The organism is Chloracidobacterium sp. (genome assembly GCA_016711345.1).
Taxonomy (GTDB): domain Bacteria; phylum Acidobacteriota; class Blastocatellia; order Pyrinomonadales; family Pyrinomonadaceae; genus OLB17.
The window spans coordinates 716446-738604 of record JADJTD010000001.1 but is presented as its reverse complement, the minus strand read 5'-3'; the positions used below and the strand labels follow the sequence as shown (position 1 = coordinate 738604).

Genomic DNA, 22159 nt, shown 5'->3' with positions numbered 1-22159 from the left:
GCATCTTTGGCATCAATTTGACGTATTAGTTCGGTCAGATTGACCGAGTAGCGTTCACGCCGTCATCATTCGGCGTCTGGCGTTTCCCTCAAACCTCCTATAAATAAAGGCTGAAACGCGTTTCTATTTGTTTGGCACAGCCATTGCCAAAAGGAACGTGGCGATAACCCGTCTGGATGTCACAGACAAAAACGCTTGAACATAGGAGAATTTATGAAAAACGAACAACGCAGTAAAGTGATGACATCGCTCGTGGCAGCGGCATTACTTTTCCCCACGTTGGCATTCGGTCAGCAAACGGTACAGACCGAGTCGGCTAAGACGACGGCCGTCGAAACAATGACGTCATCGTACGCTGATTATCTAACAGAGATTTCCGCCGGATATCATACTGGAAACAGCTATTTGTTGGAGTCGCAGGCTATCGCACGGATACTCACATCTAATACGTCGAAGAATCCTGTCCTGATCGATAATCAGGGCTATGCACGCGATATGGTGCTGCAAAATGTAGCGGCACGCTTGGCAGAAAATACGAATGGTAAAAAGCTGTTCCGCATCAACTGGAATACTTTGTTCTCGTCCGGCAAGAGTCAGGCAGAGATCGATCTCGCAATTAACGGTATTATCAAATATGTAGAATCCTCGAAAGACAAATCAGTTATATATCTTGACGACATAGCAAGTTTTTCATCCGAAACCCCTGTTCTTGGCGCGCACGTTGCGGGAATTCTCTACAACGCTCTTTCGCAGGGCAGGATCCAAATCCTCAGTTCATCCGACGGGAATAGCTACGATCGGCAGATCGCCGGCGACAGCCGTTTGAACTCACGTTTTCAACGCATCGATATCATTAAAGACAGCACCGACGGTTTTGTTGGTGACAAGCTTTCACCTGATCTACGTGCGATGGTTTCCGCAGGCGAAAACAAAACAGTCAAGGTCATTCTACAGTCGGATGACATTAACAATCCCGAGCTTCTTGCCGTCCTCAAACGCAACGGCGTCTTGATCGGCGACAGAGCGGCCTCGCTGAATATGCTCATCATCGACCTTCCTGTTCGTGTTGCAGAGGAAGTAGCGAGTGTGCAATCGGCCAAACATCTATCGCTCGACAAAGAGGTCGAGGTTCTGGGGCATATCGAGACCACTACGGGCGTTTCACAGGTACGCACGCAGACAAATACGATAATTAATGCGTTGGGACTTGCTATCAATACGACCTACCAGCTTGACGGCACTGGTGTTGGTGTCGCAGTTCTTGATTCAGGAGTTTATGAGCAGCACCATATGTTCATGGAATCGGTCGGCAACGATCGCGTTATCAAAAGTGCGAACTTCGCCGGCAGCCTAAGTGAATTAAACAATGATCCTTACGGCCATGGATCGCACGTTGCCGGTATCGTTGCCGGAGGTAGCGGCCGCAGCAATGAATTCGGTTCTTACCGCAATATGGCGCCAAACACGAAGATCATCAATGTTCGTGTGCTCGATGAGCGTGGTTTGGGAACAACCGCAGGACTCATACAAGGAATTGACTGGATCTATGCAAACCGAAGCGCCTTAAACATTAAAGTAGTTAATATGAGTCTTGGAACGCCGGCGATCGAATCGTATAGAAATGATCCGCTTTGCCGTGCAGCCCGCAAGCTGGTTGACGCGGGACTTGTGGTTGTTGCCGCGGCCGGCAACAACGGAAAAAATGAAGCCGGTGAGAAAATGTACGGAGCGATTCACTCGCCTGGCAATGAGCCTTCGGTTATTACAGTCGGAGCTACCAATACATTTCAAACGGACTCACGCAGCGATGATGCCGTTACGTCATTCAGCTCGCGCGGGCCGACCCGTTCGTACTTCACTGATTCGGATGGCAATAAAAAGTATGACCATCTGATGAAGCCGGATATCATCGCTCCGGGTAATAAGATCGTATCTGCAGTCGGGAAAAACTGCGAGATACTTCGCAGTCATCCGGAGATGAAAGTTTTTGGAAATGGGGGGGATGACACCACACTAATGCAGATGTCAGGAACCTCAATGTCGGCTCCGGTAGTCTCCGGAGCGGCGGCCCTGCTGTTTCAGATCAATCCAAAGCTAACGCCAAATATGGTGAAGATGCTTCTCGAATATACTGCTCAGCAGATCGGTGGATTTAACGTACTCGAACAGGGAGCAGGCGAAGTCAATGTTGAAGGAGCAGTAAGAATTGCTAAGCTGATCCGTCAAGACCTTGGCAGTTCACCGGCATTAGGCACAAATCTGCTTACGACAAATACGATCCCAACTCATGTTTCGTCGATCGCAGGAACGCGGTTCCAATGGTCAGGCGGCATCCTGCCGAACTATGGAGTGTTGACAGGCACGAATCTGATCACGAAGTATCAGGGCATTTATGGACAGGGAATTCTGGTCGGCGACGGCATACTTGTTGGTGACGGGATACTCGTTGGCGACGGAATTCTAGTCGGTGACGGGATACTCGTTGGCGACGGCATCTTGGTTGGCGACGGATCGATACTCGGTGATGGAGTTGCTCCAAACGGGTTTCAGGTGCTTGCACGCGGAACATCGCTCGGCGGATCGAACCTTCTATTTGGTAATGGCTCACAGATGACTGACTACTCGGTCTTTGCTAACGGTATTCTGGTCAGCGACGGCATTTTAGTTGGCGACGGCATATTGGTCGGCGATGGAATACTGGTGGGTGATAGTGGTAACGGTGACTGATTTTAGGTTTCCCTTTTGGGGTGGTGACCTGAGAGGGAAGGTGGCGGAAAAAGGCGAGGGCTAAGGCTCTCGCCTTTTTCCGTTTTTGTTAGAAAAATGGCATTTGATCTATTTACTTAATGCCGACAAAGATTTTTGTTGAAAAAAAACAAAGTTTATCTGATAATAGTTATGGCTGTTGATAACAGTCCCCTTTGCTCCGACCAACCTGAACTTCTCCTTTCTTTTCTATAACGTTTCTAAGTCAGACCTTTACGGATGATGTCCAAGGAAAATAAGATAAACCTTTTCCTACTGCTATGCTCGCTGTGTGCGATCGCCGCAGTGGGATGGGCAATTACCGGCCTTTCGGCTGAGCGAGTGGATGCCGGTGTTATCACGTTGGCAATTCTCACCGTGTTCTGCAGCTGCTATCTGCGAATACAGCTTCCGCGTGTAAATCTTTACCTGACGATCAGTGACGGGTTGATCATTTTGATAATGCTGCTGTACGGTGGCGAGATCGCGCTGATCATAGCGATGATCGAAACGGGATTGGCATCAATAAATCTCTTGCGCAAGGGACTTGCGATCAAACCCAGGACAATTGTAGGAAACGTTCTTATTGCAGCAATATCCGTCTTTGCGGCGTCTAAGGTAGTCGCTCTGATATTCGGGCCAACGGCAATCATTCTACAGCGTGGTGATTTCACGAGTTTTGTGTGGTTGGTCGCATTGATGTCCCTGTCTTTGTTCGTGGTCAATTCACTGCTGGTCGCCGTTTTGTCGGCTCTGAAAAATGATCGTTCTTTTTGGGAAGTATGGACCGACAATTGTATCGATGCCCTGATAATGTACCTCACGGGCGGCATCGTGGCCGGCATTATCTACAAGGCTCTTGAACAGGTCAATATATTTCTTTTCGCAGCGGTCGTCGTGTTCTTCGGAATTATATATCTTACCTTCCGGCGATTTGTTGAAGATGTCCGAAGGACCGTCGAGAAGGCAAAAGAATCAGAACGCGAGCGTGCTGAGGAGGCCGAGAAACATGTCGGCGAACTGCGGCACTACGTCGCCGAACTCGAACGCAGCGGTGAGGCTTTGCAGGAAAGCCATGAGAATTTTCGTCATGCAGCCTATCATGATGCGTTGACGGGGCTTCCGAATCGAAACTTTTTCATCGACACCCTTAAGGATCTTTTACAAGTTACACGTGACAACTCCGAAAGTAATTTCGCCGTGCTGTTCCTGGATCTAAAAAGTTTTAAGACGATAAACGACAGCCTTGGCCACTCTTTGGGAGATCGGCTTATCAAGAAAGTTGGAAAGCGTTTGTCAAGCATGGTTCGTGAGGACGACATGGTCGGCCGTTTCGGCGGTGATAAATTTGGCATTATACTTACCGACCTGCTCAGCAAAGAAGAAGCAACGGGTTTTGCCGATCGTCTGGCAAAACGACTCGCGGAGCCTTACACGCTCGACGGGCGGCAGGTTTTCACAAGTGCCAAGATCGGCATCGCTTACGGCAATTCGAAATATCCCGAAGCAGAAGATATTCTGCGTGATGCCGACATCGCGATGTACTATGCCAAAGATAACGAAGAAAATTACGTTATCTTTGACCAGAAAATGCACATCAGGGCGGTCACGCGTCTCCAGCTCGAAACAGACTTGCGGTTTGCCATTGAACGCAACGAATTTGAGCTTTACTACCAGCCGATAATCAGTCTTGATGATGCATCGCTCACGGGTTTTGAGGCGCTTGTTCGCTGGAATCATCCGCAGCGCGGTCTAGTTCCTCCAAACGAATTCATTCCTATAAGCGAAAGTACCGGTCTCATCATACCGATGACCGTTCAGATCCTGCATTCTGCATGCTCGCAAATTGTTAAGTGGCAGGAAATCGCACCTGCCGGGAAGCAATTGAGCATCGCTGTGAACCTGTCCGGAAAACATTTTGGCCACCCGGCGCTTGTTGAACAGATCAAGACAGTGATCGCCGAATCAGGAATCGCAGCAGGCAATTTGAAGCTCGAGCTCACCGAAAGCGCTGTCATGGAAAACGCAGAAACTGCGATTTTGATGCTAAAACAGATCAAAGAAACCGGCGTTCAGATCAGTATCGACGATTTTGGAACTGGCTACTCGAGCCTTAGCTATCTGCACCGTTTTCCGATAGATCTCCTTAAGGTCGACCGCTCGTTCGTAAGCGCGATGGAAGAGAATACCGAAAACGGCGAGATCGTCCGAACTGTTATCGCCCTCGCAAAAGCACTAAAATTAAAAGTCGTCGCCGAAGGTATCGAGAGCATTCACCAATTTCATCAACTGCGCATTCTCGGCTGCGAATACGGCCAAGGCTATCTATTCTCGAAACCACTGCAGGTCGCCGAAATAGAACGTCTTCTTGCCGATAAAACCCGCTGGCAAAATATACTTCCGCACACACCAGATATACCTATCGTGCCTTCGCAGAATCCAGATATCTCGCACTACAGGCTTTCTCAATAATTAATTTTTTGGCCATTTTGGTGAGCAATCCCGGTGTTGGAACGGGATATTTGCGGCGGAGCAAGTCTGATTGAATTGACAACGGCGTCGGATTAATCTATTTATTATTCAGCAGCCCCTTGTGGACACTGAATATACAACAGCATACATCTGTCTGGGATCGAATCTGGGTGATCGGGCGGGGAATCTTGCGCTTGCGATCAGGGCTTTGATGGAGGCGAGCTTTGTTGTTCATAAACTTTCTGCGATTTACGAAACCGAGCCGCTGGAGATCGAGAGCGATACATATTTTTTGAATATGGTCGCTGAGATCCGTGTGAAAAATGTCAGTGCAACGCAAATGATGGCGCGGCTTTTGCGGATCGAGTATCTGCTGGGACGCCGCGATAAGTCGATGAAAAAGCCGCGGACGGTCGACCTTGATATTCTCTTCTTTGGCGATCAACAAATGGAGACGGAGTTATTAACACTTCCTCATCCGCGGCTGCATCTTCGCAAATTTGTGCTTTGTCCGCTCGCCGAGATCGCTCCCAATTTTGTTCATCCTGTCCTTAAAAAAGAGATCGCGGATATTCTTGCCACATGCGAGGATATGAGTGACGTGAAACGGTGGAACCCAAATCAGTAGACAAGAAGCGGTTAGCGGTAGGCAGTGACGGGCAACTTGTAGTATTGCTTACCTGATGAATTTGCTAAACTTGTCGCAGACATATGGCATATCTCCAACCTGACAAAGAGGGCAAGGTCTATTTGCCTGCGATCCGCGCTGCAAAGGAAAATGGCGAAAAACTCGTCTGCCTTACGGCTTATGATTATCCGACCGCTAGAATCGTGGACGAGGCCGGCGTAGATATGATCCTTGTTGGTGATAGCATCGGCAACGTGATTCACGGATATGGCAACACGATCCCGGTTTCTATAGAAGAAATTCTTTCTGCCTGTATTGCTGTCAAGCGTGGCACTGAACGAGCAATGGTTGTCGCCGATATGCCGTATGGCACGTATCACATCAACGAGGACGAAAGCGTCAAGAATGCTCTTCGCCTAATGAAATACGGCGGTGCCGAGGCAGTGAAACTTGAAGGTGGACGCAACCGCGCAAAGTTGGTCAAGAGGCTTGTCAACGAAGAGATACCGGTCGTCGCGCACATCGGACTGACGCCGCAGTCCGTTTATAAAATGGGCGGGTATCGTGTACAGGGCCGCACTGCCGAACAGGCAAAATTGTTGATCGAAGATGCAAAGACGCTTGAAGATGCTGGTGCGTTTTCAATTGTTTTAGAACTTGTTCCACGCGAAGTCGCTGCGATGATCACAAAAGAAGTGAAGATCTCAACGATAGGTATTGGTGCTGGTCTCGATTGCGATATTCAAGTTCTCGTTTTGCATGATTTGCTCGGAATGACGTTTGGACGCCAACCGCGTTTTGTTCGTCAATACGCAAATCTTCGTGAGGTTATGACCGATTCGATCCAAACTTGGATGAAAGACGTTAGATCAGGAGCCTATCCTAACGATCAGGAATCATACGGCTTGACCGACGAAACAAAGGTTGCTCTGAAAAGTTCCTAAATGGAAATCATTAACCGCCGACAACGAATGTTCTCGATTTCTCGCAAACTGCGGCGTGAGGAGAAGACGGTTGGGTTTGTGCCGACGATGGGAGCTTTGCACGCAGGGCATTTGGCGCTTGTCAAGGAAGCTCGTCAACGGTCCGACATTGTCATTGTTTCTATATTTATTAATCCAACGCAATTCAACGAAAAGTCGGACCTCGAAAAATATCCGCGAGACCTTACTGCCGACGCTGCGCTGCTTGCCGACTATGATGTTGATTATATTTTCGCACCGGACGCAAGCGAAATATACCCTGAAGGGTTTTCAACATATGTGAATGTCGATAATTTGACGGACACGTTTGAAGGTGAGTCGCGGCCCGGACATTTTCGCGGTGTCGCGACTGTTGTGACAATTCTCTTCAACACGGTTCGACCCGATCATGCCTTTTTTGGACAAAAAGATGCCCAGCAGGTTGCAGTCATAAGACGACTTACAACTGACCTCGGATTTGAGACAGAGATCGTTGTCATGCCGACGATCCGCGAGGAATCCGGTCTTGCTATGTCGTCGCGAAACTCGCGGCTGACGGTTGAGGAACGCGAAAAAGCTGTAGTTATCATTGAGGCGCTTCGCAAAGCCAAACTTGCCTTCAAAAAAGGTGAACGAAATGCGTCGGCCCTCACTGAAATCGTCAAAGATCGCGTAGCAGACGAGCCGCTCGCAAAGCTTGACTACGTCGCTGTCGTAGATCGTAACTCACTGCAACTTATTGATGTGATTGGAGATGGAGAGACGCTGATCCTAGTCGCAGTTCATTTTGGTAACGTTCGGTTGATCGATAACGTCATTCTTAATCGAAAGCAGTAGTTTGGTCTCAAACTTGCATCTAAAATAGTCGAGATCACCGAAATCGGGATCTCATAAATGTATGAAAACACTTAAAGGTTTCATCGCAATATTGAGCATCACGCTTGCATCTGTTTTTGCAGCGTCGGCACAGACAAATCTAACTTCGCTCGACGGCACTCGAGTCAATGTTGAAGGCCAGACAGGCAAAGTCGTTGTTTTGGCTATAGGCGCAAGCTGGCTGCCGCTTTCTAACAAGCAGGCCGAATTTACAAGTGCCCTTGCGAAAAAGTATGCGGGCAAAAATGTAGTGATATATTTTGTCGTAACTGACTCATTGAATGCCGGCTCGAAGAATTTTGCGAACAATGACAGTATTCGCAAGTTTGCGGGTGCAAACAAATTAAGCACTACCGTTCTTCGCGATCCTGATGGAGCGGCTACTTTGAAAAAATTTAATGTTGAGCAAGTACCTTCGTTTGTTATCTTGGACAAAACCGGGCGAGAAATTGGTGAGCCATTTGGCGGCATCGACCCGAAATACGACATCACGATCCCAATATCAAAAGCGATCGACAAACTTCTCTAATTTAAATCGCCCGGCCTAACCGCCGGGCTTTTTCATTATCAAGTCGTAAACCAAGCTGATCGGCAATCCAACAACATTCCAATAATCGCCTTCGATTTCTTCGATAAACAATGCCGCCTGTGCCTGCACGGCATATGCACCGGCTTTGTCGAGCGGATCGCCGCGATCGGCAAGAAAATTGATCTCGTCCTCAGACATCGACGAAAACTTTACGCGGGTTCTCTGTAAGGCGGAATTTGTTTCGCCATTTTTTACCACCGCGATACCGGTCAGTACTTCATGCCAATTGCCGGCGAGCGTACGTAGCATTCGGCGGGCGTCGTCAAGATCGACGGGTTTGCCGAGAATCTGTTGATCTATCACAACGGTTGTGTCGGCGCCGAGTACGATCCCGGAAGGGTAATTAACGGCGACAGCCTCGGCCTTTTCGCACGCGAGGCGAACGACGTAATCTTCGGGGGATTCACCCACTCGTTCGCTCTCGTCGATGTCGGCAACGTGTTTTACAAATTCCCAACCAACGGACGAAAGTATCTCTGAGCGGCGCGGGCTGCCGGATGCAAGTATCAATTTTGGAAGTTGGATCATAGAATTCGCTCGTTTCGCATTTCCGTTCCTTCTCGTCTAAAATGATAATTGATTGACGGCAGAAGACAAATGGAACAGCTTTTTAGTGCAATTCCGGCATTCTTGAAGAATCTGGAGCCGAATCCGGAAGCCGACAAGGCCATTGTTTTTGCAGCGTGGAAACGCTGTTCAGGCGAATCGCTTAGTGCCCGCACCGAACCCGCGGATTTTTTTGACCACCGTCTTGTTATAGCGGTTGTGGACAAAACGTGGCAACGGAATCTTGAGGACCTGAGCCCGCAGATGCTCGTCAAATTAAATGATTATCTTGGCCAGGGCACGATCAGGTTCATCGAGTTTCGCATCGATCCGTCGGCTTTGTGATTTAAAATTTCAGATTTGAAATTTAGAATTTTTGATTTCTTATGGACGTTAGACAAGTAGCAAAACTGGCACATCTCGAGATCTCGGACGCCGAGGTCGAGCTTTACACGCCGCAGATGGCCGATATCGTCAAATATATCGAGCAACTGAACGAACTCGACACCGACAAGATAGAGCCGATGCTCGGCGGGCTTACTGACGCGGGTAAAGCAACGCTTACGATCCGCGAGGATATTCCCGGCGGATCACTCGGACAAAAAGCGGCTCTCGATCAGGCTCCGTCAGCGGTTGCGGGACATTTCCAAGTGCCGAAAGTGCTGTAATCAATGCACGACGCAAAATGCACAATGCACAATTTCGTTTTGCTATTATGCACTCTGTATTGTGCAGTGTGCATTAGCTCGTGCAGTCTCCCGAACCTTGAGAAGCCGCAATGTAATGAGGCTCGTAATGTTGTTAAGCAGTTTTACTCGTTTCATTTCGGTAATGATATGCGTCCGTCGGCAGAAAATTTAAAGGCTCGCGAACAGTTTTTGACAAGCGAATTGATAAGCAGTCTTTCGGCGTCAACTGAAACGGCAAAGGATTATTTCACGGCGACCGAAAATTATCCAAAGGCTTTTCGCGTCGGCGAATGCAAATTGGAATCGGACGACAAAGCGACACTGCAAGTATTGCTCTTATGGCGTGACGATACGAAAAGCGAGCAGAAAGAGGTTCACGTTGAGGCCGTAAAGGTTGGCGACAAATGGTTAATAAATAAAGTCCAGTAGCCCGCACTTAAGGGGCATCGTTTATATGTCAATAGTTTCAGAAACCGAAAAAGCACTTGTGGGAGCGGAAAAGCTCAATCCACAACTCAACTCGTTTCTCTCGATCGAGCGTGAACACGCACTCGCGCGTGCCGATGAACTCGACTCTGCCCCCGAAACGAGACTCGACGGCCTGGCGATCGCGGTCAAGGACAACATCTGCACAAAAGGCATGCGGACGTCGTGCGGCTCGCATATTTTGCATAATTACAAAGCGCAATACGACGCCACCGCAATTGCAAAACTCAACGCAGCCGGTGCGGTCATCGTCGGCAAGACGAACATGGACGAATTCGCGATGGGATCGTCAAACGAATCTTCGGCATTCGGTCCGGCAAAAAATCCTTGGGATGTAACACGCGTTCCGGGCGGGAGCTCGGGTGGATCGGCGGTTGCGGTTGCTTCGGGCGTTGTTCGGGCTGCGTTGGGAAGCGAAACCGGCGGCTCGGTGCGTCAGCCTGCTTCATTGTGCGGTATCGTCGGGTTCAAACCGACCTACGGCCGCATCTCGCGATACGGCCTCGTCGCTTTTGCATCGTCACTCGATAATATTGGTATTTTTGGACAGACCTCGCGTGATGTTGCGGACGTTCTTGGCGTCGTCGCCGGTCGCGATCCGCTCGATTCGACATCGGCGGATGTTCCTGTGCCTGATTACACGGCCGGGTTAGATGCTGAGATAAAAGGAAAAAAGATCGGCGTGCCTCGTGCTTTGTTGGGCGAAGGCATCGATGCTGAGGTGAAGGAAAAAGTTGAGGCAGCGATCGAGAATTATCGTTCTTTGGGAGCAGAGATCGTCGATGTCGAACTTCCGTATGCGAAATACGGCATTGCGGTTTATTACATCATCGCCACCGCCGAAGCGTCATCAAACCTTGCGCGCTACGACGGCGTCCGTTATGGCTTTCGTGCCGAAGAGTCAGACGAATTACGAAAGATGTATTTCCGCACTCGCGAAGAAGGCTTCGGGCCTGAGGTCAAACGCCGCATCATGCTCGGCACTTACGTCCTTTCGAGCGGCTATTATGACGCCTATTACGCCAAAGCACAAAAAGTCCGTGCTCTCGTAAAACGCGATTACGAACTGGCTTTCACAAAATGCGACGCTATCCTGACGCCGACATCTCCGACAACTGCATTTAAAATCGGCGAACGCTCCGACGACCCGCTCGCGATGTATCTGAGCGACATTTACACCGTCTCGGCAAATCTCGCCGGCGTCCCGGCGATCAGCGTGCCCTGCGGCCTCTCCGACGAAGGTCTGCCCATCGGCTTTCAGCTTGTCGGCAATTTCTGGTCTGAAAGCGCTCTGCTAAATCTTGCTCGTACATACGAAACGGAGCATCCGTTAGGAGCAAAGCCTTCGATTTTCGTTGATTGATCAAATCTTATTTACTTTTCGTTCTTTCGATGGTTCAATAGTCTTGTTTGAAAATTTAATTCCAGAAATGTTTTCCACGGACATTCGGGCGGTTAGCGTTGCCGTCTTAACATAAATCCGGACGCCAGACACTGATGCCGCGAAGGAAGTTTCGTCACACACAGCGTTTTGACTCACCTAGTGAACAATCCTTACAGGAATATCTTTTAAATCAGCCTACGCAGACGACGACGCGGACAGAACTCTTGCGCCTGATCCGCGGCGGCGAGGATACGTATCTTGAGCTGAAGGTCAAGCTGTCGAACAGTGAAAGGATCGCGCAGGGAATCGTCGCGCTGGCGAATACCGACGGCGGGACGATCATTTTTGGCGTCAACGACCAACTGCGGATCGAGGGCGTTAGCAATCCCGAATGGGTGCAGCAGGAATTGATACGGATCTGCCGCGATGAGATCGTGCCGCCGCTTGTCCCGATGATCGACACGATCGCGTTCGACAGCGGCAAACGCATCGTCGCTCTCGACATTGATGGCAAGCGTCGGCCCTATCGCACGCGTGACGGACGCTTTTATTTGCGGTTCGGTGCGGAAAAAAGGGAAGTTTCGCGTGACGAGCTTTCGGCTTGGCTAAACGAGCTGCGGCCGCTTGGATTTGAGAATATTCCGTTGCAAGGTGTTGTCGAGGAAGATTTTGACGATGCTTTATTGTGGTCGTTTGCGAGCGGCTTCGACGATAACGCTCCGAATATTAATCTCTATCAAACAAGTGATTTTTTAAGAAAAGATCTGCTGTTGGCAGTTGGCTCCACGGATGAATTTTTTCCGACGGTTGCTGCCCTGCTGCTATTTGGCAAGAATGATCGCGTTGCTGAACTGCTGCCAAGATCGAACGTGACGGTGGCAAGATTTTCCGGTGATAACGGCCATGCACAATTGATAGAGGCCGTCGAAGTCAAAGGTAATCTGCTAACGCAATACGAGACAATACTGGAGTTTATAAAACGCTACGCGGATCTGGGCAAAGAGAGGCCAAAGCGTAAGCTGTCTCTCGTTACAGACACGGTTGCACAGGCTCGAGGAAATTATCACTTTTACTCAGTGTCCGAAGGAATCATCAATGCTCTTATGCATCGCGATCTCGCTCTGCGCGATATACGCACGCGGATAAATATTTATGACAACGCGATCGAGTTTATAAATCCGCGACGTACACAAGGGTTTTCGCCGCCGGCTTCACGAGCGATCCGTTACGGCATAACGCAACGCCTTAATCCTCAGACCGCGGCGATCTTTACACGCCGCGAATACGGCATAAACGCTCCGCACGGCGGCTTGCCAATGGTCTTGAGGCAATCAAATTTGTTTTCGGGCCGCAAGCCCGAGATCTACATCGCCAACGACGAGTTCAAACTGAAAATTTACGCAGCCTGATCATCGAACACTCTACTTTCCTTTCTTCTTCGGTGAGGTATTGGCCGCTAATTCAATAGTTGATACCTTTGCGGCGCCCGTCTGAACAATGAAAAGACTACGCTGCTTTCCACGCTCGGAAATTACCATCGCCGACGGATTGTTAAGCGGTTGACCACTTATTAATGCGGGCAACGGATTGCCGTCAACATCAAACACCAGTATTTGGTTTGATTTGCCGTCAGATATATATATGTGTTTAGTCTGATCGTCATAGATTACATCGGGATAATGAGACCGTTCCCAACCCTCAACCGGCCATTGACGTATGAATTTTCCTGCAAGATCGAAAACTTGAACGCGGCGATTGTCACGATCGGCAACAAAAACTAAGTCTCCACCGATACCGATGCCGGTCGCTTCGTTAAATTGGCCTTCGCCAGCCCCGCCAGTCCCAAATGTTGTAAAAGTGTCGGTCGACAGATCTAAGATAGTGACATTGGTGTGCCCTTGGTCAATGATATACAACTTCTTATTCGGCCCGAAAGCGAGATCACGTGGCCCGTAAAAATCAACCACGGGTTTTGTCCATTCCTTAATGAATTTTCCATCGGCGTCAAACTTGAGCAGTTTGTGTGCCAAGCCGTCAGTTACATAAACGCTGCCTGCCTCGTCCAGTACGATACTGTTCGGTTCCTTGAACTGGCCAGCTCCGTCGCCTTTGGAGCCAAAAGCCAAGAGGGATTTTCCATCCGGAGCAAACTTCTGAACACGAGCGTTGAAGTAATCGGCTACGTAAATGAAGCCTTTTTTATCGATCGCGAGTCCGCGAGGCTTGTTGAATTGCCCCGGCGCCGAGCCTTCGCCGCCGTCAAACACACTCACCGCTGCTGTCTCGTTAGAAGATTGATCTGGCTGGTCAGTGCCGTCGCCAGACGACTGCGGAACATTCTGAAGAGTTTCCGGCACTTTATAAATCTTCATGTTCCCACCGTAGTCGGAAGTTTCGTCGGAGAAAGCGACCTCGAAATATTTCGCAAAAACTTCCTCGGTCACGTTCTTGGCAATTGAGTTGCCCCTACGGAGCCGATCATCCATCGCTATGTAATTGATATTGTTTTCCTTGAGTAGCGCAAAAACCTGATTCGCATCTTTTGATTCGAGCATCGTCTTTACTTGTTTTTCCCGCTCTCTCGTATCGTAATCTGTTCCCCAGGCATAGTACGGATCTCCATAAAAAAGGCGTCGGCCAGCGAGAAGGATCTCGTGATTGATAAACTTGTCGGACAGAAAGATTGATTTCGGATCGGTGTTGTCTTTGACCCAATTGAGCAGCTTATTATCGTGATATTTATATTTTATGTAGAAGTTTGAGTCATCCGAATTCTTAATCGGCATCAGATCGATGAGTCCGCCGATAACGATAAGTACTAGCAAGAGAATAGCAGCGATCCTGGATGGCAATACACTATTGCTGGCTTTGAGGTGCCACAGTTTTACAATCGCGTATCCGCAATAAATATTCACTATCACCAGCCAAAGATTGATGAACTTGTGATTTGCTAGGATCTCTTCACTGAATTGGAAGCAGTAGGTGAGCGGAAGTAGGATCGATACCGCCAGCAAAAGACGACGCTGGAGTCCTGCCGCAAAATAAAGCGCAATGCCGAGCAAAGCCAACTTAAAACCAAATGTATGAATTGTCCACCAGAGTACGTTGAAGATGCCGGCGTCCTCGATAACAAAACCCCATCGGAGCATTGAATAGTCAGTCGGCTTCACGTGGCCCGTCTTGAGATAGATTATCTGCGGCAAAGCTACGATCGCCGCTGTTACCGCAAGCGTAATAAGCTGACCGCGAAATCGCGAGAAGAAAATGATCATCGCCGCGAGAATTACACCAGCACCTAAAAAGATCGCGCCGTTCCACATCGGCAAAAGTCCGAGAAGCACACCGCAGAATACAACAACAGAATTTTCTTTGATATATTCGCCTAAACTAAACTCTTCCTCATCTTCCGCCTCATCGTCTTCGTCTTCGCCCTCCTCATCTTCGTACTCGTCCTCATCATCTAGATCTTCGTCGTCAGTTTCTTCATCATCGGTACCGTCTTCAGATTCTTCTTCGTCGCCTGCGATCGAATCAACACGATTCTCTGCAAGGAGAGGTTGTTCGCCTTCGGAACTTTCGGCGTCATCGAGATCATATCCTTCGTTTGATAATTCGGCGACAGTTTCCGGTTCAAGCTCATTCTTCTCGCGAAGCCGGATGACGACATAGATGAGTATCAGCAGAAAGATAGCTATTGCGCTGGAAAGGTGACGCTGATTGAGATAAACATTCAACGTCCAAACGCCCCAATCCTCGCCGCGGTAAGGCACTCCTGAGGGATCTCGAAGGCCTGGCAGGAATTTGGTCATCGAGTTTAATGCGTTGATAAGCCCCGAGAAAGACGGTTGCGAGCTAAGGAATGAAACATACGCTAACGAGCCATGCGTAAAGAACAACGCCGCGCCGATGCGTCCGGCGGTACGTGATCTGAAAAGCACTCCGCCAAGGGTCATTACAAGGATCAACATTGCCGTAACCGAGAAAATGCTAAGGAGGTTGTTGGCTACCGTCGGGTTGAATCCCAGATACTGGAGGTCGGCGGCCAGAAAGTAAAACAGGAAGTGATAGCGAATTCGCTCGCCGGTAAAATGCGGGTATTGAGTTGGAAAGTTATGCCCCTCGGCGAAGGACTGCATTATCGATAGGGTCGAGCCGAAATCGGCATTTTGATGATGCCCGATCAAGAGAGTTCCGTCGCTTATTGTTAAGGTTTGGAACATCATCCACGCAGTGAACAACAAAAAGACACCTGCGATTATCCAATCCCATTTTTGGAACTGCGCATCGCTTACATCGAGTGCGGTGTTCGGCGGATCTTTTTGCGGATTTTGATTGAGCCACAGGATAAGGCCGCCGGCCGTTATGAAAAATAGGATGTTGCCCCAAAGCATTGGTGACGTCGCATTAGAACAAAGGTATGCGAGCGCGTACGTCCACCAACTGCTAAGCAGAGCGCCGATCAGAAAGGCCGAAGCGCCTCGGTGAGCAAGTGAGACAAACGTAAAAAAACGCCGCCCGATCGCATCGCCGAGGGCAAACATCACACACAAATACAAAATAGCCAGCATGTTTAAGATCTTTATTGCGGGTCAAAAACCGTGATCGGGCATTGGGGCCGCATTCTCCTATTTTAGCTTGTGGAAGCGAACGAAATAATAAGTATAGAGTATCAAAAGCGAGCCTAAAACAGCTATGTTAAGCTAATTATATGGCAATTCTTAGAAAGCGACAGATCGAAAATCTCGAGCAGTTAAGCGGCGAGGAATTACAGGCCTTTATCGATTCGCTGCCTGCGGGACCGGAAACAGTCAGCGAACTGCTCGACTATATCGAGGACGAGCTTTATGAAACTGAGTGCGATCATAGCCTGCGTCACGCGATGCGTTACATGATGGAAAAGCAACTCAATTTTGGAAAGATCACATCTTGGCTGAATGACAACGGCGGCTACTGCGACTGCAAGGTGATGGACGAGATCGCGCCCATTTGGCGTGCAAAATTTGGCGACGACTGACGCAAAACGACACAACATATCTTTTGTTTGCAATAATTAAGGTCAAAAAAAATCTCAAGCGCGTCGGGACAGGCGGTTCGGGCGGCTCTGGTGAGATTTGGCACATTTTTAGTGCAAAACGTACTTAAATGCCTATAAATCAATAACTTACGTTATTTTGGGCATCAGACACCCCAAAAAAGCCATCAATGACACCCCAAAAAGCCATCGGAGACCCCCCAAAAAGCCATCGGGAAAGATGACATTTTTGCGTCATTTTCGAGTCGGCCTTCGTCTGGTATCTACGCTCACGTCTATTACATTTCCTCGTCGATGTCGTCATCGACGTCACAGATATTTCTTTCGCAATGTCATCGATCTCGTCAACTGTTTCTGCTTGATCTGCCGCATCACCAATCTCCAACATATCACCAACCTCCAAATACGTTGACAAGCTCTTAGATTGGTAGTAGCTTCTAGCAAAGCAGTAACAAAAGAGCGAGTTTATGTCGCGACATCCATCCCGATCTGCTATTTCACGCTACAAGACCATCGCCTTGATCACTGCCCTTGCGCTTGCCGGGTACATAATCGCATTGCCACTATCTGCACCTTCCAGTACAAGCGCGTTGACCGACCCACCGACGGCAACGACCACGGCTACTGCTCCTTGTGGGGGCGGTTCTAGTGTATTTAGCTACACAGGCCCTGATGTGGCGATACCTGACAATTTAGGGGCGGGAGTCAATTTCACAATTCCGGTTAGCTTCGGAACGCTCTCAGATCTGAATTTCAGGTTTGACGGAACGCAAAGTGATGATCCGACATCGACGACCCCTGGCATCAACCATTCATTTATTGGAGATCTTATTGTTAAGATAACATCGCCCGGAGGAACGACCGTTTCGGTATTTGATCGTCCGGGATTTCCTGCAACGACGTTCGGCTGTGCAAGCAACAATCTTGCGCAGATCATGCTGGACGGCGATGGCTCCTTTCCACCAGTTGAGAATGAATGTGCCACTGATTCCACGGCATTTCCGATCGGTACGTTTGAACCGAACAATCAGATAAGTGCATTTGACGGACAAAATGCAACCGGCAACTGGACTATCAACATCAGCGACAATAACGCTGGAGATACCGGCACAGCGAGAGCGTTTTCGCTACTTTTTCAAAACCCCAACAATTGCGGCCCATCTGGCACACCAACCAATACCCATACACCAACACTGACGCCGACTTTCACGCCGACGAATACTCCAACTAGCACTCCTACTGTGATTCCGAGTCCGTTGCCTGAATACGATCTGCTGATAAGTCAGTCTGCCGCTCCGAATCCTGTTGTTCCGGGGATGTCGGTGACTTATACGTTGGTTGTGAGTAACGTGCCGATGGCTATTGGAGGCGGAGCTTGTCCGAATGTGAGATTTGGTTTTCCGACAGGAGTTCCATACGAATTTGTTTTAGCAAACGGAACCAACGGCTATGTGCCAACGTCTGACGCAGGAGGCGTAACCTTTACCGGCGGATGCGTTTCATCTCAGGGGGGAACGACCGGAACTGCCACGCTCCAAGTCCGGGTCAGGATCACAGGGTCGTTTACTCAAGGGGTCTTAACGAGCCTCGGCAGCAATGTCATCGTCGATCCCGAAAATAACTGGAACGAATCGAACGAAACAAATAATACGGCTGAGACTGTCCAAACGCAGGTGTGGAATAAATTCACGCCAACTGCGACATGGACTCCAACATTCACAGCTACCTCAACAAACACGCCGACATTTACACCGACATTTATGCCGACGCCGACGTTTTCGCCGACGGCCTGCTCCAACGTGTCAATGGCAGATGGAAACTGTGGAGTGACTCCAACGTCGACAAGCACTGCCACACTTACGCCGACGGCCAGCCCGTCTCCTACATTTACTGCGACAGCGACGGCCGTTCCGTCGCCTTGTATTCCGGGAAATCTTGATTCGACCTTCAATGGCTATGGAACTGTGACGACCTCTGTCGGCACGAGGGACGTTGGCAGATCGGTCGCTATACAACCTGACAACAAGATCGTGGTTGCCGGTCAGAGCAACAGGACTGCCGCTTACGATTTCGGCCTCGTTCGTTACAATCAGGATGGATCACTCGATACATCCTTTAACGGAACTGGAACCGTGACGACCATTTTTCCGGGCGACAGGGCCATCGCAAATTCGATAGCCCTGCAGGCGGATGGTAAGATCGTAGCGGCGGGTGAATACTCGCCATCTTCAACTTGGGGCTTTGCTCTCGCCAGATACAATACAGACGGCACACTTGATACCTCATTTGGTGCAAACGGGCGAGTAGTAACCCCAATAGATACACAAGCCACCGCTAACGCCGTTGCGGTCCAGTCTGACGGCAAGATCGTGGCTGCGGGTGGAAGCGGAAACGTTTTTGATTACAGGGTTACCGTCGTTCGCTACAATACGGACGGGACGATCGATACGACCTTTGGCGGCACGGGAATAGTAAGGCCTCAGACGGGCAGTGCCCAAGCGATCTCGATCCAGTCCGATGGCAAGATCATAATTGCTGGCCACACTACGGATTTTGCGCTGATCAGGTATAACGCAGATGGTACGCTAGACACATCATTTGGGGGTACCGGTATAGTCTCGACCACTGTCGGCGGTTCTTCTGCGTCGGTCGCGATCCAACCGAATGGAAGAATAGTTGCCGCCGGTGAAACATACAATGGCACAAACTACGATTATGCGCTTGTTCGCTACAAAACCGACGGCTCTCTCGACACATCGTTTAACGGTACTGGCATAGTAAAAACTCCTGTCGGCCCTTCTCACGATTGGGCGAATTCGGTCGCGATACAATCGGATGGCAAGATCGTAGCTGCCGGCAAAAGCTATTCTGCTGCAGTCGGGCAGGATACCGGGTTTTCGCTCGTTCGATACAATGCCGACGGGTCGCTCGATAGCACTTTCGATGGAGACGGAAAACTAATCTCGCTGATCGGTTCGTCAAGTTACGCTAATGATGTAGCGATTCAATCGGACGGCAAATTAGTGCTCGCGGGAGCCGACGTTATCACACCGTACGGGGGAAGATTTGTCGTCGCGAGATATTGGGCAGATACATGCGCGACGTCAACACCGACATTTACACCTACTCCGACCTTCACGGCTACGCCTTCAAACGCTACCGTTCAGTTCAGTTCGGCAACATATAATGCACATGAATCTCTGCCAGCAGTTATTACAATAGCGCGAACAGGCGACCTTAGCGGCACCAATTTTGTATTCTTCTCGACGTTAAGCGGCGGCACGGCGACGGGCGGAGTGGCTTGCAATGGTTTTAACGACTACATTACGGTGTCGCAACAGCCTGTGATCTTTGGCCCGGGTGACGCAACGGCGACGGTCAATGTGACGACATGCCCCGATACGGCAACTAAGGGCGGCGAAACCGTTAATCTTGGATTAAGTGCGTCCAATACCACTCTCGGAACGCCGTCTGTTGCGGTTTTGACGATCTTTGACCCGGCAACGCCGACCAACACGTCGACGGCAACTGTCACGCCGACGCCGATGGTCGTAGTCTGTCCTCCGGCCTTCTCGAACGCAGCGCCGATTACGATCAACGACAATGCGCCGGGCGCGCCTTATCCTTCGAACATCATGGTTTCGGGATTGAGCGGGACTGTTACAGGCGTAAAGGTCGATTTGTTGAACATGAACCACACTTTCCCGGATGACGTTGACATATTGCTCGTCGGGCCCGACGGGCAGAGCACATTACTGATGTCCGACGCAGGACTCGGCTTCGATATTGTACGAGCTAACCTGACATTTGACGATGCTGCGGCGACGACACTGCAAGACACGACGCAGATCATTGGCGGGAGCTATAAACCGACGAACTTCGACACGACCACCGACATATTCCCGACACCTGCACCGACACCTGGAACGACGGTTGGAATGTCGGTCTTCAACGGCTCAAATCCGAACGGCACTTGGTCGCTGTATGTTCGGGACGATCTCGGCGTTGACACCGGAATTGTTGGCGCCGGCTGGCAATTGCACATTACCACGAGCGACTGTAGCACACCGACTGGCACGCCAACGCCGACGAACACTGCGACAAATACACCAACAGCGAGGGTAACCGATACCCCTGGTGGCTTTCCTTCTGTTTATTTTAACTCGGCCACATACAGCGAAAGTGAGCCACAGACTGCCGTGATCACGATCAACCGCGCTGGCAATCCCTCAATCGGAGCTGGTGCGAATTTCTCCACATCGGACGACACAGCGATAGGCGGACCCGCCTGCACGGTAGGCGTTGACTTCATAAACTTCTCTCAACAGGTAAGTTTTGGTCCTAACGAGTTTACCAAGACAGTCAACGTCCAGCTTTGCCCCGATTCACTAACGGAACCGACCGAAACGGTCAAACTTACTTTGACTGGAAACTACGTTAACTATTCCGGCACGGCTGTTCTAAATATTATCAACACGGCCACTCCAACCGCGACAGTAACACCTACGGGTACTCCAGCTTCTGTTGTTGGGTTTAGTTCGGCGGCGTATTTTGAGGATGAATCGCAGGCGGCGGTGATCACTTTGAATCGAACGGGCGATCTTTCGGGGACTGCGACTGTGAATTTTAGTACGTCGGACGGTATGGCGAGAGGCGGCAGCGTTTGTAGCAGTTTTGGTGGTGGTCCCGACTACTTAACCGTAACGAATCAAACGGTTACGTTTAACCCTAACGAAACGGTGAAGACTGTCAATGTCGCGCTTTGCGGCGACGGGATTGCAGGAGAATTTAATGAGACGGTCAACCTTTCGTTGAGCGGCTCAAACGCGGGTTCACAATCAACTGCCGTATTGACCATAAACGACACGGCAACGCGGTACGAAAACCTTTCGAATATCGCTATCAATGGTGGTGCGGCAGCAAGTCTGTATCCGTCAACGATCACTGTTGCATCCATATTTTATCCCCTTGGCTCGATGCGCGTGACGATCTATGATTACTCGACTGATCTGCCAAACAATGTCGATTTCCTGATGGTTGGCCCGGGCGGACAAAAATTTGTCCTGTTGGCCAATGCCGGAGGATTAACATCCGGCGGCCCGGCAACATTGACATTTTCCGATACAGCCGGACAGATCGTTCCGGCCAATGGCCCGCTGACAACTGGCGACCTCGAACCAACTAGCTATGGATCTGTCACCGACTTTCCCGGCCGGGCCCCAGCCGGGCCGTATAATCTGCCGGGAAGCACGATCGGAGGCTTCGGCTCACAAATGATGGGCGGCAATCCAGCAGGTACTTATGCGGGAGCTGATCCAAATGGAGTTTGGAGCTTGTATGTTCGAGACCGGACAACGTCATTATTCCACCCTGGCTCTGTCGTCGGCAATATTGGCGGATGGGGACTTGAATTCACAATGCCGACATCGGCGCAAGGCTCCATTTCGGGACGCGTGCTGTCGGCTGATGGCCACGGCCTTCGAAATACGAAAGTTGTGGTTACAGGCAATTCGCTTAGTCAACCAATAGTTGCGACGACCGGATCGATGGGGTATTTCTCTTTCGACGAACTTACAATCGGCGAAATCTATGTTGTCACTGTCAATGCAAGACGCTATACGTTCAGCACGCCAAGCCGCGTGATCACTTTGACGGACAATGTGGTTGATGCTGATTTTATTGCTGAGCCTCAGGAGTGATACGCTAACCTTTTGTGTTGTATCGCGGTTCGTTTCGCCTGAACGAGCGAT

The 22159-nt window shown here is 49.9% G+C and carries 16 protein-coding genes; 13 read left to right on the top strand and 3 right to left on the bottom strand.

What is annotated here, in order from left to right; all coding sequences use genetic code 11:
* Positions 1 to 213 precede the first annotated feature (213 nt).
* From IPL32_03205 to IPL32_03180, 6 genes are all read left to right on the top strand, one after another.
* Positions 214 to 2727, top strand: coding sequence for a S8 family serine peptidase (locus IPL32_03205; protein MBK8464814.1), 2514 nt, complete (start codon positions 214 to 216; stop codon positions 2725 to 2727).
* A 258-nt stretch (positions 2728 to 2985) separates the two neighbouring features.
* The gene (locus IPL32_03200) at positions 2986 to 5217 is read left to right on the top strand and encodes an EAL domain-containing protein (GenBank protein MBK8464813.1); all 2232 of its coding nucleotides are present in this window, start codon (positions 2986 to 2988) and stop codon (positions 5215 to 5217) included.
* A gap of 103 nt (positions 5218 to 5320) precedes the next feature.
* Entirely contained in the window at positions 5321 to 5845 is a 525-nt protein-coding gene (gene folK, locus IPL32_03195; GenBank protein MBK8464812.1) for a 2-amino-4-hydroxy-6-hydroxymethyldihydropteridine diphosphokinase, read from the top strand.
* 83 nt (positions 5846 to 5928) lie between these two features.
* Entirely contained in the window at positions 5929 to 6789 is an 861-nt protein-coding gene (gene panB / locus IPL32_03190; protein MBK8464811.1) for a 3-methyl-2-oxobutanoate hydroxymethyltransferase, read from the top strand.
* Positions 6790 to 7644 carry a pantoate--beta-alanine ligase gene (locus tag IPL32_03185; protein MBK8464810.1) on the top strand — a complete coding sequence of 285 codons (855 nt, stop codon included), beginning with the start codon at positions 6790 to 6792 and terminating at the stop codon, positions 7642 to 7644.
* 61 nt (positions 7645 to 7705) lie between these two features.
* Entirely contained in the window at positions 7706 to 8212 is a 507-nt protein-coding gene (locus tag IPL32_03180) for a TlpA family protein disulfide reductase (protein ID MBK8464809.1), read from the top strand.
* Between the two features lie 15 nt (positions 8213 to 8227).
* On the opposite strand, the gene maf is transcribed toward IPL32_03180, so the two are convergent.
* Entirely contained in the window at positions 8228 to 8800 is a 573-nt protein-coding gene (gene maf / locus IPL32_03175; protein MBK8464808.1) for a septum formation inhibitor Maf, read from the bottom strand.
* A gap of 69 nt (positions 8801 to 8869) precedes the next feature.
* Between maf and IPL32_03170 the strand changes: the two genes are divergently transcribed.
* The 5 genes from IPL32_03170 to IPL32_03150 all read left to right on the top strand — a co-directional run bounded on the left by IPL32_03170 (position 8870) and on the right by IPL32_03150 (position 12786).
* Complete coding sequence (locus IPL32_03170; protein ID MBK8464807.1) at positions 8870 to 9163, top strand: DUF721 domain-containing protein; 294 nt, start codon at positions 8870 to 8872, stop codon at positions 9161 to 9163.
* A 41-nt stretch (positions 9164 to 9204) separates the two neighbouring features.
* On the top strand, positions 9205 to 9486 hold the full coding sequence (gatC, locus tag IPL32_03165; GenBank protein ID MBK8464806.1) for an Asp-tRNA(Asn)/Glu-tRNA(Gln) amidotransferase subunit GatC: 282 nt from the start codon (positions 9205 to 9207) through the stop codon (positions 9484 to 9486).
* A gap of 168 nt (positions 9487 to 9654) precedes the next feature.
* The gene (locus tag IPL32_03160) at positions 9655 to 9936 is read left to right on the top strand and encodes a hypothetical protein (GenBank protein MBK8464805.1); all 282 of its coding nucleotides are present in this window, start codon (positions 9655 to 9657) and stop codon (positions 9934 to 9936) included.
* A 25-nt stretch (positions 9937 to 9961) separates the two neighbouring features.
* Positions 9962 to 11356 carry an Asp-tRNA(Asn)/Glu-tRNA(Gln) amidotransferase subunit GatA gene (gene gatA, locus IPL32_03155; protein ID MBK8464804.1) on the top strand — a complete coding sequence of 465 codons (1395 nt, stop codon included), beginning with the start codon at positions 9962 to 9964 and terminating at the stop codon, positions 11354 to 11356.
* A gap of 134 nt (positions 11357 to 11490) precedes the next feature.
* Positions 11491 to 12786 carry a putative DNA binding domain-containing protein gene (locus IPL32_03150; GenBank protein MBK8464803.1) on the top strand — a complete coding sequence of 432 codons (1296 nt, stop codon included), beginning with the start codon at positions 11491 to 11493 and terminating at the stop codon, positions 12784 to 12786.
* A gap of 12 nt (positions 12787 to 12798) precedes the next feature.
* Here IPL32_03150 and IPL32_03145 read toward each other — a convergent pair whose 3' ends face one another.
* Positions 12799 to 15945, bottom strand: a complete 3147-nt coding sequence (locus tag IPL32_03145; protein MBK8464802.1) for a 6-bladed beta-propeller — start codon at positions 15943 to 15945, stop codon at positions 12799 to 12801.
* Between the two features lie 140 nt (positions 15946 to 16085).
* Between IPL32_03145 and IPL32_03140 the strand changes: the two genes are divergently transcribed.
* A complete protein-coding gene (locus tag IPL32_03140) occupies positions 16086 to 16391 on the top strand; it encodes a DUF2695 domain-containing protein (protein MBK8464801.1) in 306 nt (101 codons plus the stop codon).
* 139 nt (positions 16392 to 16530) lie between these two features.
* Here IPL32_03140 and IPL32_03135 read toward each other — a convergent pair whose 3' ends face one another.
* Complete coding sequence (locus tag IPL32_03135; protein MBK8464800.1) at positions 16531 to 16797, bottom strand: hypothetical protein; 267 nt, start codon at positions 16795 to 16797, stop codon at positions 16531 to 16533.
* 79 nt (positions 16798 to 16876) lie between these two features.
* Here IPL32_03135 and IPL32_03130 point away from each other — a divergent pair, with 79 nt between their 5' ends.
* Complete coding sequence (locus IPL32_03130) at positions 16877 to 22108, top strand: proprotein convertase P-domain-containing protein (GenBank protein MBK8464799.1); 5232 nt, start codon at positions 16877 to 16879, stop codon at positions 22106 to 22108.
* Positions 22109 to 22159 lie beyond the last annotated feature (51 nt).

Excerpts from the sequence above, each read along its gene's own strand:
- IPL32_03205 (MBK8464814.1), top strand. The coding sequence starts at position 214 with ATGAAAAACGAACAACGCAGTAAAGTGATGACATCGCTCGTGGCAGCG.
- IPL32_03145 (MBK8464802.1), bottom strand. The coding sequence starts at position 15,945 with ATGCTGGCTATTTTGTATTTGTGTGTGATGTTTGCCCTCGGCGATGCG.
- maf (MBK8464808.1), bottom strand. The coding sequence starts at position 8,800 with ATGATCCAACTTCCAAAATTGATACTTGCATCCGGCAGCCCGCGCCGC.
- IPL32_03180 (MBK8464809.1), top strand. The coding sequence starts at position 7,706 with ATGAAAACACTTAAAGGTTTCATCGCAATATTGAGCATCACGCTTGCA.
- IPL32_03135 (MBK8464800.1), bottom strand. The coding sequence starts at position 16,797 with ATGTTGGAGATTGGTGATGCGGCAGATCAAGCAGAAACAGTTGACGAG.
- gatA (MBK8464804.1), top strand. The coding sequence starts at position 9,962 with ATGTCAATAGTTTCAGAAACCGAAAAAGCACTTGTGGGAGCGGAAAAG.
- IPL32_03130 (MBK8464799.1), top strand. The coding sequence starts at position 16,877 with ATGTCGCGACATCCATCCCGATCTGCTATTTCACGCTACAAGACCATC.
- IPL32_03170 (MBK8464807.1), top strand. The coding sequence starts at position 8,870 with ATGGAACAGCTTTTTAGTGCAATTCCGGCATTCTTGAAGAATCTGGAG.
- gatC (MBK8464806.1), top strand. The coding sequence starts at position 9,205 with ATGGACGTTAGACAAGTAGCAAAACTGGCACATCTCGAGATCTCGGAC.
- IPL32_03160 (MBK8464805.1), top strand. The coding sequence starts at position 9,655 with ATGCGTCCGTCGGCAGAAAATTTAAAGGCTCGCGAACAGTTTTTGACA.
- IPL32_03140 (MBK8464801.1), top strand. The coding sequence starts at position 16,086 with ATGGCAATTCTTAGAAAGCGACAGATCGAAAATCTCGAGCAGTTAAGC.
- IPL32_03200 (MBK8464813.1), top strand. The coding sequence starts at position 2,986 with ATGATGTCCAAGGAAAATAAGATAAACCTTTTCCTACTGCTATGCTCG.
- IPL32_03150 (MBK8464803.1), top strand. The coding sequence starts at position 11,491 with ATGCCGCGAAGGAAGTTTCGTCACACACAGCGTTTTGACTCACCTAGT.
- panB (MBK8464811.1), top strand. The coding sequence starts at position 5,929 with ATGGCATATCTCCAACCTGACAAAGAGGGCAAGGTCTATTTGCCTGCG.
- IPL32_03185 (MBK8464810.1), top strand. The coding sequence starts at position 6,790 with ATGGAAATCATTAACCGCCGACAACGAATGTTCTCGATTTCTCGCAAA.